The 12,224-nt window shown below is 38.2% G+C and carries 8 protein-coding genes; 7 read left to right on the top strand and 1 reads right to left on the bottom strand.

Annotated elements, in window-relative coordinates; genetic code table 11:
- Genes rng through tldD form a run of 4 tightly spaced genes read left to right on the top strand, consistent with a single transcriptional unit; the run spans nt 1 to nt 7,602 of the window.
- Complete coding sequence (gene rng, locus AOR04_RS02065) at nt 1–1,473, top strand: ribonuclease G (protein WP_007378601.1); 1,473 nt, start codon at nt 1–3, stop codon at nt 1,471–1,473.
- Nucleotides 1,473–5,330 carry a YhdP family protein gene (locus AOR04_RS02070; RefSeq protein WP_096792386.1) on the top strand — a complete coding sequence of 1,286 codons (3,858 nt, stop codon included), beginning with the start codon at nt 1,473–1,475 and terminating at the stop codon, nt 5,328–5,330. The genes rng and AOR04_RS02070 overlap by 1 nt, the downstream gene beginning before the upstream one ends.
- A complete protein-coding gene (locus AOR04_RS02075; RefSeq protein ID WP_096792387.1) occupies nt 5,327–6,166 on the top strand; it encodes a carbon-nitrogen hydrolase family protein in 840 nt (279 codons plus the stop codon). The genes AOR04_RS02070 and AOR04_RS02075 overlap by 4 nt, the downstream gene beginning before the upstream one ends.
- Nucleotides 6,163–7,602, top strand: a complete 1,440-nt coding sequence (tldD, locus tag AOR04_RS02080) for a metalloprotease TldD (RefSeq protein WP_033040856.1) — start codon at nt 6,163–6,165, stop codon at nt 7,600–7,602. The genes AOR04_RS02075 and tldD overlap by 4 nt, the downstream gene beginning before the upstream one ends.
- A gap of 790 nt (nt 7,603–8,392) precedes the next feature.
- On the opposite strand, the gene AOR04_RS02085 is transcribed toward tldD, so the two are convergent.
- Nucleotides 8,393–9,229 (bottom strand): mechanosensitive ion channel family protein, encoded by an 837-nt coding sequence (locus tag AOR04_RS02085; RefSeq protein WP_007378994.1) that lies wholly within the window; start codon nt 9,227–9,229, stop codon nt 8,393–8,395.
- A 1,287-nt stretch (nt 9,230–10,516) separates the two neighbouring features.
- Here AOR04_RS02085 and AOR04_RS02090 point away from each other — a divergent pair.
- The 3 genes from AOR04_RS02090 to AOR04_RS02100 all read left to right on the top strand — a co-directional run bounded on the left by AOR04_RS02090 (nt 10,517) and on the right by AOR04_RS02100 (nt 12,224).
- Nucleotides 10,517–11,083, top strand: coding sequence for an RNA polymerase sigma factor (locus AOR04_RS02090; protein ID WP_232224826.1), 567 nt, complete (start codon nt 10,517–10,519; stop codon nt 11,081–11,083).
- A gap of 164 nt (nt 11,084–11,247) precedes the next feature.
- Nucleotides 11,248–11,790: a UpxY family transcription antiterminator gene (locus tag AOR04_RS02095; RefSeq protein WP_008137321.1), complete on the top strand. Its 543-nt coding sequence runs from the start codon at nt 11,248–11,250 to the stop codon at nt 11,788–11,790.
- A 2-nt stretch (nt 11,791–11,792) separates the two neighbouring features.
- Nucleotides 11,793–12,224 (top strand): glycoside hydrolase family protein, encoded by a 432-nt coding sequence (locus AOR04_RS02100; RefSeq protein WP_007378997.1) that lies wholly within the window; start codon nt 11,793–11,795, stop codon nt 12,222–12,224.

The following is a 12,224-nucleotide window of genomic DNA, read 5'->3' on the forward strand; positions in this document are numbered from 1 at the left end:
ATGAGTACAGAATTACTGATCAATGTCACACCAAGCGAAAGCCGTGTTGCCTTAATAGAAAACGGTGTATTACAAGAAATTCAACTTGAGCGTATTGGCAACCTCGGTATTGTTGGTAATATTTACTTAGGGAAAATAAGTCGTGTATTACCAGGAATGCAAGCTGCTTTTGTTGATATAGGCCTTGAAAAAGCGGCCTTTTTGCATGCGTCAGATATCGTAAACAGCGCATCAATTGTAGAAGGCGTTGACGACACTCCGATAAAAAAAGTACAAGATATTCGTGAGTTAGTTCGCCAAGGTCAATACATTATGGTGCAAGTGGTTAAAGATCCGCTTGGTACTAAAGGTGCAAGACTCACCACAGATATAACAATTCCTTCTCGTTATTTAGTATTTATGCCCGATGCTACTCATGTAGGAGTTAGCCAACGCATCGAAACCGAAGAAGAGCGTGCACGCCTTAAAAAAATAGTTGCGGAATATGGCGATGAAAATGGCAGTTTTATTGTGCGTACAGCAGCCGAAGGGGCAATCGAAGCTGAGCTAAGGCACGACGCTGAATTTTTAAGAAAGTTATGGGAAAAAATAGTATCTCGCAGAAAAAAAACAAGTAAAGCGAGCATCTTACATGAAGACTTAACACTTGCGTTCAGAACGCTTCGTGATTATGTAGGTGAAGACATGGAGCGTATTCGTGTCGATTCAAAATTGACTTATCAAGAGCTTAAGTTATTTACTGATGAGTTTGTACCACAGCTTTCTAAAGTACTTGAGTATTATCCAGGTGAGCGCCCAATATTTGATTTGTTTGATGTCGAAAATGAAATTCAAAAAGCATTACATCGTAAAGTAACGTTAAAATCGGGCGGTTATATCATTATTGATCAAACCGAAGCGATGACCACGGTTGATGTAAACACTGGAGCTTTTGTTGGCCATCGTAATTTAGAAGAAACTATTTTTAATACCAATGTAGAAGCTACTTCGGCTATCGCCCGTCAACTCAGACTACGTAATTTAGGCGGCATTATTATTATCGATTTTATTGATATGGTAAGCGAAGACCACAAACGCCGCGTATTACATTCGCTTGAATCTGCGTTATCGAAAGATTGCACCAAAACGAATATAAATGGTCTTTCTGCACTCGGTTTAGTGGAAATGACCCGTAAGCGTACGCGCGAAAGTCTAGAACATATTTTATGTGATGTATGTCCTGCATGTTCAGGTCGTGGTTCGCAAAAAACAGTTGAAACAGTGTGCTATGAAATATTACGCGAGATAGTGCGCGTTAATCGTGCTTACGCAGCCGATAAATTTATGGTGTACGCTGCCCCAGCAGTGAGTGAATCTTTACTTAATGACGAATATCATAACCTAGCGGAACTTGAGCTTTTTATTGGTAAGCAAGTACATATTCAAACCGAGAGTTTATACAGCCAAGAACAGTTTGATGTGGTAATGATGTAATGAAAGCAAAAGCGGTCTGTTTTTTTTGTTTTAGAAAGTTATGGCAAACCTGCGCCATAATTTTGGTATTACTGGCCGTTATTGTTTCTATTTTAAAATATACACTTCCTTATGCTAATGACTATAAAGGCGATATTGAAACTTACTTACACAGTAAATTTGATGTCAGCCTTTCAATTGGTTCTATTTCAGCAAGTTGGCAGGGTAGTGGCCCCGCTTTGGTTCTTGAAGATTTATCCTTTAAAGATAATGAAACGGCTCCTATTTCTCTTACCATCGCAAAAACCAGTTTAGAGCTTAATTTGTGGGAAAGCTTAAAAACGCTACAGTTAAAATCTAATTATTTTGTTATTAGTGGCTTTCACACCAGCGTTAATGTGGGCAACTTATTTAATGGCAATGAGCAAGGTGAAGTTTCTTTTGAACAAAAAGAACTCATTGAAGGTCTTTTTTTAGGTGAAACTGGGCATTTTGCTATTGAGAATTCAAGCGTCAACTTCATACTTGAAGATGGTAAAGAGCGTAAAGTAATGCTTAAAAATATTACTTGGCAAAATGAAGATAAAAAACACCTAGGCAGTGGTAGCTTGGCATTGCCTGGTATCTCAGTTGGTAATTTTGATGCGCGCATTGCTTTATCGGGTAAGACCTTGGAAAAGGTAATTGGTGATATGTATGTGCAAGCAAATAAAGTAGATGTATCTAACTGGTTAGCGCAATACATAACAAGTGAAAAGCAGCAATTACACAGTGATATAAATTTACAAGCTTGGCTTAAGCTCGAAAAAGGGCTATTTAGCGATATAAAAGTGCAATGGTTACCAAGCTTTGTGCGTTGGCAGTATGAAGAAAAAAATCAACAAGTTAGTTTAAGCGAAGGGGGATTTCATTTATACCCAGAGCAAAATGGTTGGCGCTTAAAAAGTACAGGTTTAACATTTGCTAGTAACAGCAAGGCTTGGCCAAGTTTAGAGTTTGAAGCAAAGCTAGATGCGCAAAACAAAGTATGGTTACAGCAAGTTGATTTAGAGCTACTAAATAATTTAGCTGGATTAACTAATTTTAATGGTTTAGCCCCTTTTTTAGAGCGTGAACCAAGTGGTTTGATTAAACAAGCATATTTAAATTTTGAAAGCGTTGAGCAGTGGCAGCTATGGTTTGAGGCTGACAATATTGGTTGGCAAGAGCTCGATTCAGTACCGGCTGCTCAAGGGTTAAGAGTAAGTGGTCTTGTAAATCAAGCAAGCGGACGTATTAGCTTATTTGGCGAAAATGGCACGCTTGTTACTGGCGAAAACTTTAGTAATGATATCCAATATAATCAAATTAATATCGATTTAGATTTAGTAAATCGAAAAGAAGGTTGGCACATCAGTAGTGATGAAATTTGGTTTGATAATAATGAAATAACACTTGCTGCTGAAATGCAGCTGAGCCTCGGGGATACGCCTCGTTTAGATTTATATGCAGAAGCGTTCGCTCCAGATGCCAATATTGCAGGGCATTACTTCCCGCTAAAAGCAATGAGCCATGAGCTCGTTAGCTATTTAAATGGTGCAATTAAAGGCGGAGAAGTATCTAAAGCACAGGTCTTATTTGCAGGGCCTTTGTCTGGTTTCCCATTTACTGATGGTAGTGGTCAGTTTGATGTATTAGCACAAATAGACAATGCAACCTATGAGTTTGACCCTGATTGGCCTGCGGTCACTAATGCTAATGTGCAGCTACATTTTGCTAATGAGCGGATGGACATATATAGCCAGCAAGGCAAGTTGGTTAATTTAGATATTGGTCATAGTGTACAGGTGAGCATTGCAGATTTAATGAATGCTGATGAACTTATTGTGCAAATTGATAAAAAAGCAGAGATGGAAAAGTTACATGATTTTTTTGCAGCGACACCTATTGCCAAACCTCTTGCTGAAATTTTTAAAGTCGTACAGGGCAAAGGCGAAGCCGATGCCAGTATTGAGCTTTTAGTAGGCTCTAAGTTTAAAGGCGGAGCCAGTGTTAGCGGCAAAGTTAATTTAAATGACTTGCCAGTATTTATAGCAACGCCAGGCATTGAGCTTAAAAACTTAACTGGCGAGCTTAATTTTACAAACGACAATATTACACTTAAAAATGCGACTGCGAAGTGGTTGGGTATGCCGCTAAATATTAATTACAGCAGTAAAAGTGATGCTAAAAATTACCAAGCAAACATAGATATAAACGCCAAAGTTGACGCCGATACACTAATTGATAGTGGGCAAGGTATATTAAAAAATTATTTAAGTGGGCAAAGCGATGTTGATATTGGTTTAGTACTTAATTTTACCGAACAAGGCTTTAATTACCGTGCACAGGTAAACTCAGAACTACTTGGCTTAACGAGTAACTTACCCGCACCTTATAATAAAAATAGCGAACAAGCGTGGGCACTTGATGCAGTAGTTCAAGGTGATGATATTTCTAATCTCATTACAGCAAACGCTAATCAACAGTTTTACTTTAATGCTATTTTAGAAAATGGGAAATCACAGTTTAGTAATGCCCATTTTGTGATCGGAAAACAAGATTTAGGATTAAACCAAAAAGACTTAAGCGTAAATATAAATCTTGAGCAGAGTGAACTAGTGCCTTGGTTTGATCTGATTGATCAAATAATTAAAGCAGGTAAAGCAAATCCAGATAAAGAATCAAAAGGGATTATGCCACCGCTTAATGAGGTGGTCGCAAATGTAGGTATGCTTGATGCGAGTAACATCATCTTTAATGATTTTGAAATGCGTTTAGCACCATCAAAAGACGATTTATACCTAAAGCTAAATGCTAAAGAACTTAGAGCTGGAGTTTTTATTCCTACATCACAACCTAGCCAGCCTATACGAATTAATACCGATTACTTAAGGCTTAATTTTGCACAGCCTAGCGAGCAATTAATTGAAATAACAGATGTACTTCCTGAGGAAGACTTGAGCTGGCTTACTAAAATACCTGCCATTGAGTTTGAATGTAGTGACTGCAAAATTGATCGCTATCAGCTTGATAAAGTGAGTGCGTCATTATTAGGTGATGGCGAGCGCTTATCGATATCAGAACTTGTAATCGATAAAGGAGATCATGTACTGCGCACTAAAGGGCTATGGCAAAATGGTTTGACAATGCTAAGTGGTGAGCTTAAAAGTGATGATATAGGCGCATTGTTTGGCGAGTTTGATATTACCTCTGCAATTAAGGATTCTAAAGCTGATCTAAATTATGATCTTACTTGGCAAGCTGCACCTTATGATTTTGATGTGAAAACTTTAAGTGGTGAAGTTACTTGGGATTTAGGGGAAGGTCACTTAACTGAAATCAGTGATGGTGGTGCACGCGTATTTTCGCTGTTGAGCCTTGATTCACTCGTACGCAAACTGAAACTTGATTTTAGAGATGTATTTTCAAAGGGCTTTTTTTATAACAGCATGCAAGGCTCTATGCAGTTAGAAAACGGTATCGCTTACACTAAAGATACTAAAATGGACGGTGTGCCTGCCGATTTAACTATTAAAGGCTACGCAAACTTAAATACCCTAGATATAGATTATGACCTTGCTGTAGCGCCACAAGTAACCTCAAGCATTCCGGTTATAGTGGCATGGATGGTTAATCCAGTAACAGGGCTTGCTGCTTTAGCACTTGATAAAGTTATTCATTCTGCGCGCGTCATCTCAGAGATCAATTTTAAAGTAACGGGTAAAATGAACGATCCTATTGTTCAAGAACTCGACAGAAAAAGTCGTGAAGTTACACTACCTCAAGCTGCGCAAAATCAGCCACAAGCATCAGTCGATTTAAAGCTTAAAGATGCACAAGTAACAGTAACGCAATGAACAAAACAGCAAGCATAAGCACACCCACAATAGTTGCCCTACAAATGTGTTCAGGGCTAAACCCTGATGACAACATAGCAAGCTTAAAGCGCGCACTTAAAACTCTGCCAGCAACAAGGCCATTACTTGTTTGCTTGCCAGAAGCTTTTTTAGTGTTTAGTAAAAGTGGCAGCGATACTTTACTTGTTGCTAAGCAAGTTGAGCAATACAAATTACAACTTAGTGAATTGTGCCAACACCATAATATTTGGTTAAATGCAGGCACAATGCCTGAGCCATTTAACGAACATAAGTATTACGCAGCATCGCACTTACTCAATAATCAAGGCGAGCTTGTTGCAACGTACAACAAAATACATTTATTTGATGTAAACGTAGATGATAAGACAGGTAGCTATCGAGAATCAGATTTTACCCAAGCAGGTAGCGATGTGGTGGTGGTTGAGTCTCCATTTGGTAAAATAGGTTTAACAGTATGTTATGATCTGCGCTTTAGTGGCTTGTTCAATGATCTAGTTCGCCAAGGCGCGGAGATTATTTTAGTCCCGAGTGCATTTACAGTTGTTACAGGGCAAGCACACTGGCAACCGCTATTAGCAGCTCGCGCAATAGAAACACAATGCTATGTAGTTGCAGCGGCTCAACACGGTACACATGAAAATGGCCGACAAACATATGGTCACAGTATTATTATTTCACCTTGGGGCAATACCCTGAGCGAATTGCCAACAGGCACCGGTTTTATAAGCTGCCACGCAGATTTAGACCAGTTACAAAAAATTAGACGAGATATGCCCGTGCAGTCTCATCAACGATTTAGAGAGCATTTATTATGAATTCGGTTGAACAGCATTTACTACACGACAGCCTGCTAAATAGAGAAGAACTCGAAAAAACGCTCGCTTACATACATCAGCATAAAGTGGATTACGCTGACTTATATTTTCAATCAAGCCACCACGAATCGTGGGTGCTTGAAGACGGCTTAGTTAAAGAAGGTTCTTATAACGTTGAACGTGGTGTTGGTGTACGTGCTGTAAGCGGCGAAAAAACAGGTTTTTCTTACTCTGATGCAATAAACCTTGAAGCGCTAAATAAAGCGGCAACAGCAGCGCGTAGCATTGCCGATGCTGGCGAAGATAGAGCAATTAAAGTATTTAGCGATGTTAAAGCTAAAGAGCAGTTTGCACCGCATCAACCAATTTCGAGTATGAGCGATACCGACAAGGTTAATTTATTACGCGAACTTGAAAACTACATTCGTGAATTAGCACCCGATGCAGAGCAAGTAATTAGCTCAATGTCTGCGGTATACGAAGAAGTATTAATCGCGGCAAGTGATGGCACGTTTGCTACCGATATTCGCCCACTTATTCGCTTAAACTGTTCAGTACTGCTTGAAAAAAATGGTCGCCGTGAACGCGGTGGCGCAGGCGGTGGTGCACGTTTAGATTATGGTTACTTTAAAGAGCTTGTTGATGGTAAACCGCGTTGGATGGAATTTGCAGAAGAAGCGGTACGCCAAGCTAAAGTAAATCTTGAAGCTATTGATGCACCTGCAGGCACGATGGAAGTTGTACTTGGTAATGGTTGGCCTGGCGTGCTTTTACACGAAGCGGTAGGGCATGGCCTTGAAGGCGACTTTAACCGTAAAGGCGCGTCTGCGTTTAGTGGTAAAGTGGGCCAAAAAGTAGCATCTGAGCTGTGTACTGTGGTTGATGATGGCACCATAGCTGACCGTCGAGGTTCACTTAACGTAGATGACGAAGGTACACCAGCGGCTTACAACGTGCTAATCGAAAACGGTATTTTAAAAGGCTATATGCAAGATAAGCTAAACGCGCGTTTAATGGGTGTAAATCCTACCGGAAACGCACGTCGTGAGTCTTACGCACATTTACCAATGCCTCGCATGACTAATACCTACATGTTAGGTGGTGAGCACAGCCAAGCCGATATTATCAGTAGTGTTAAAAAAGGGGTATTCGCGCCTAACTTTGGCGGCGGACAAGTTGATATAACCTCAGGTAAGTTTGTATTTAGCGCATCAGAAGCGTATTTAATCGAAAACGGTAAAATTACTCAGCCAATTAAAGGCGCAACGCTTATTGGTAATGGCCCAGAAGTAATGCAGCAAATATCTATGGTTGGTAACGACTTAGCACTTGATAAAGGTGTTGGTGTTTGCGGTAAAGATGGTCAAAGCGTACCGGTAGGCGTAGGCCAACCAAGCCTTAAAATTGATCAGTTAACAGTGGGTGGTACAGCATAAAAAACCATGAGCGCGAAGTGGATTCGCGCTTTCGTTTTGATGAAAGTGAGGTTTTACACCTCGCTTTTTAAATATACGCTCACGTAATAGAGCGCGAAATAAATTCGCACCTACAATTTGCATTCTTACTCAGTGTAGGTGAAGTTTTACACCTCGCTTTTTAAATATACGCTCACGTAATAGAGCGTGAAATAAATTCGCACCTACGATTTGTATTTTTACTCTGGGTAGGTGAGGTTTTACACTCGCTTTTTAAATATACGCTCACGTAATAGAGCGCGAAATAAATTCGCACCTACGATTTGTATTTTACTCTGGGTAGGTGAGGTTTTACACTCGCTTTTTAAATATACGCTCACGTAATAGAGCGCGAAATAAATTCGCACCTACGATTTGTATTTTTACTCTGTGTAGGTGAGGTTTTACACCTCGCTTTTTAAATATACGCTCACGCAATAGAGCGCGAAATAAATTCGCACCTACAATTTGCCTGCTTACTCTGGGTAGGTGAGGTTTTACACCTCGCTTTTTAAATATACGCTCAGAAATAGAGCACGAAATAAATTCGCACCTACAATTTGCATGCTTACTCTGTGTAGGTGAGGTTTTACACCTCGCTTTTTAAATATAAGCTCAGAAATAGAGCACGAAATAAATTCGCACCTACAATTTGCATGCTTACTCTGTGTAGGTGAGGTTTTACACCTCGCTTTTTAAATATAAGCTCAGAAATAGAGCACGAAATAAATTCGCACCTACAATTTGTATTTTTACTCTGTGTAGGTGAGGTTTATACTTCTCCCTCATCCCCTTTAGTTTTTTCAGCCTCTTTATACCATAACGCAAAAAAGCACTCTGTTAATTTGTGCTCTATCTCAAGCGCTTTTTCTGTAGGACAAAACAAGGTAAAGCTTGCTTTAAACTCACCTAAATCGGTTGTACCAAAGTGAATTACAGGCTCTGGGCCAGATATTTTTGCATCAAGTTTACGCTCAATCATCGAATTATAGCGGCTTGCTACTTCTTGAAACTCTTCGCAGTACAGCTTAGCCTGTTCAGTTAATGTGTCGTGAATAGGGTACGGGTTAAAGCTCTCTCTTCGGACAATAATAAAATGGTGTGTAACAAAGCGTTTTACAAAGTTTAAGTTTTTAATCGAGCTGGTAATTAGCTTATTGTTTGGTATGTATATGGTTTTTCTCGAAAATTGATAAGTATGTATATCAATTTCATGCATGGTCGTTTTAATCCAATCGGTTTCAGCAACTTCACCAAAGTAATCACCAACTTGTATCCAATCACCCACTCTAAACGGGCGTGTTGTTACTAGGTAAAAAAAGCCTATTACACACTGAATAAATTCACGCGTTGCAAGTACAATCGCCACAGCAAAGGCGGCAATAGAAAGTGCAAAGTTTTGAATCTCTGTAGACCACACAAAGAGAAGTGATATCACCATTACAAAGTTAATAAAGTGCTTAATATTATGCGCGATGTAGCGAATATCTTTTTCTTTTTTCTCAGCGCGACTTTTTGCTAACTTATCGACAAGTATCTTAAGCACAAATGCAATTGTTAACATTATTAGTGAGAGAAGAAACGGATGCAGTAATATATCTTTAGTCATAAATTCCTAATGGTTTAAAGTTGATAAACACGACCAGTTTATTGATTTATTTTGCCAATGGGCTAATTTAACGCAAATAAAAACCCTTTAGCAAATTAATGCTAAGGAGTATTCGTTTTTATCAGTAATTTTCAATGGTTAAACCAACCTACTCTATTTGATCTCTGGTTAAGAGGTTTACTAACATATTGAACTACAGTGATATTTAAGTTTATTTCTCTCTAGCTAGAGATTTCAGTAAATTAAACGCAGTTAGCGCTGAAAACAACTGCTTGAGATAAATTTATTATCCAGAGTTCAGGTTATTTAGATATGAGGTCTATTTAACGATAGGTAAATTGCACTATAACTAGAGTCTGTTTATCTTTTAGGTAAGGGTTAGCCTATGTTGTGCGGTTACCCCCATCAATAGGCGATAAAGCAGTATAAATACCAAACATGTGCAGCCCTAGGTTAAATAAATTTTAATACTTAAAGACTAGGTAATATTTTTTATATCTAGTTGTTTTAAATAAAAATTATAACAACGCTATTGGAAGGGGAATTCGTTAAATTGTACCGGTACTTATGTCAGTTGGTATTAAAGGCTATTTAACATCAATAATGCCTTTGCTTGTATTTTATCGAGAGTAAATTAGATGTACCGTGGTGGAATAGTCCAGATCCTATAGATAATTTAGTGTGAAGCACGCATTTCAAGTGAAGATGGGTATTGTGGTTTTAATCGATAAGACAAGCTGCTAGATACGTATTTCCGGCTTTTATTTAAGTACGCGCAATATAGAATTAGAATACTTATCAAGCATTAAATTTATTTCACTAAGTACTTTCCCTTTACTTCATAAGTTCCATTTAACCCATATTTTATAAGTCGGAAATAACAAAACAACTACTTATAAGTTAGAAGGTATTGAACCGTCCTATTGAGACTAGGACTGCTAATTTTTTGTCAGTGCAGTTTTATTTGATGAGGTTTAAGTTCACAGACTTTAATTTATAACGCTATTCTAATAATTAAAACTACATACAGTAATAAAAGCGATTATTAGTTTTTATCACTCCTCTACCTTGCAATATATTGGCGCTTTTTTGTTGTAATGCTTTGTAATAGACACGAATCAAAAAAGTAATACTATTATTTCCTTAAATACAGACAAGTAAGAAAAACACCGATTAATGATAAATAACTACATATTGTTATTTTTTTGTTTTTCTTTTGTTTTGTTTTTGTTCACATAACTCTTGGTTCTACGTCATCGCTTCGTAAATTCAATTTAAAGCGGAGAGATGATGTTTTTATCAAGGAGTTCCCATTCAAGCGTTCAGCTTGAAACTAATCCCCACCTAAAGTTTTGGGTTATTTGGTCAGATTATGAAAAACGAGTGCGGGCTTGTTGCTATAAATGGTTATATAGTGACCAAGATCGAGTTGAAGACGCCATGGCACAAGCGTGTGAAAAAGCGCTTAAAGTTTATATACAAGACAGCTCTCAAATAGAAAACATGTTTGCTTGGCTTTGTCGGATAGCCCATAACATCTGTATGGATATACATCGCTTAAATAGTAAAGAAAGCGATTTAGTGAAACAAGCCAACAGCTCCTCAACACAGTTTTATTTTACGGAGAGCCAGTCACAAACATTGGAAAGTGAGTATGAACGTATTCACCTATATCAGAAGTTGATGGATGCCATTAATGATTTGCCTAATGATTTAAAGCAAGTGATCCAGTATAAATTTATTTATGAAATGGAGTACTCAGAAATAGCAAACCAATTACAAATTAGCCAAGAAAATGCAAGAAAGCGTGTGCAATTGGCTCGTAAGAAACTAAGTGCATTACAGTATGTATAAGCCCTCATGTTCAGGTCATCGGTTTTTCTTGGCTTGTAACCACAAAATAATTTAAAAAATCTTTTTCACAAACAGATGAATACCCCGTTATTCAAATAACGGGGTATCTGACCAAGATACCCAAATTTAAATCGAACATTCGCATCACCTTAGCTGGGATTGATGTGGCGGAGCTTGGCTGGAGCATTAATATGAAAAATGAAAGGCAGTGGTTTGTGGTTTATACCAAAGCCAATAGTGAGAAAAAATTTGCTGTACAGGTCAATCTTTTGCAAAGTGATTGTGAAGCATTTTTGCCTTTAATAGATCAGGCCCGCCAATGGAGTGACCGAACCAAAGTGGTAAGCGTACCGTTATTTAAATCATACGTATTTGTTTATATTGACGGTAATGAATTTCAACAGTTAAAACGCCTACCAGGTTTCGTTTCATATATTAAATTTAATAATCTACCAGCTGTGATTTCTCAGCAAGAAATGAAAAAAATTCAACGTTTTATATCTACAGGTAAAGTGGTTGAAGTGCTGTCTAATCGTTTGCTAGTAGGAACTAAAGTGGAAATTGTTAGCGGTAGTTTACAAGGGTATTGCGGTATTCTGGTTGAGCGACGTAATCAACAATTAGTCGCAATTGAAGTCGAGGGATTAGCGCAAAGTATGATGCTAACTTTACCTGAAATGCTATTGAAACCGATTGTTGAGGTTTAATTATGGCGTATCTAAGTGAAACAAATATACAAACGCTGAAAGCCCAATTATTGCGTTATGAGGGGTTATCATTAAAACCATATAGATGTACCGAAGGAAAATTAACGATCGGTATTGGCCGTAACTTAGAAGATAAAGGTTTGTCATTGGATGAGGTAGATTACCTATTAAACAATGACATTAATAATGTTATAGCACAGGTTGCAGTGCATATTCGCGTTTTCAAATTATTGAATGAAACTAAAAAGATTATTTTGCTAGATATGGCGTTTAATCTTGGGGTTGCAGGGCTATGTAAGTTTAAAAATATGCTCAGGGCACTGGAAGATAAAAATTACCCTTTAGCAGCGGCTGAAATGCTTGACTCTAGATGGGCTAAGCAGGTTGGAGTGAGAGCTGATGAGCTGGCACAAAAAATGGCTCTAGGAGAGTGA

This window comes from Pseudoalteromonas sp. 1_2015MBL_MicDiv (assembly GCF_002407505.1).
Lineage (GTDB): Bacteria > Pseudomonadota > Gammaproteobacteria > Enterobacterales > Alteromonadaceae > Pseudoalteromonas > Pseudoalteromonas fuliginea.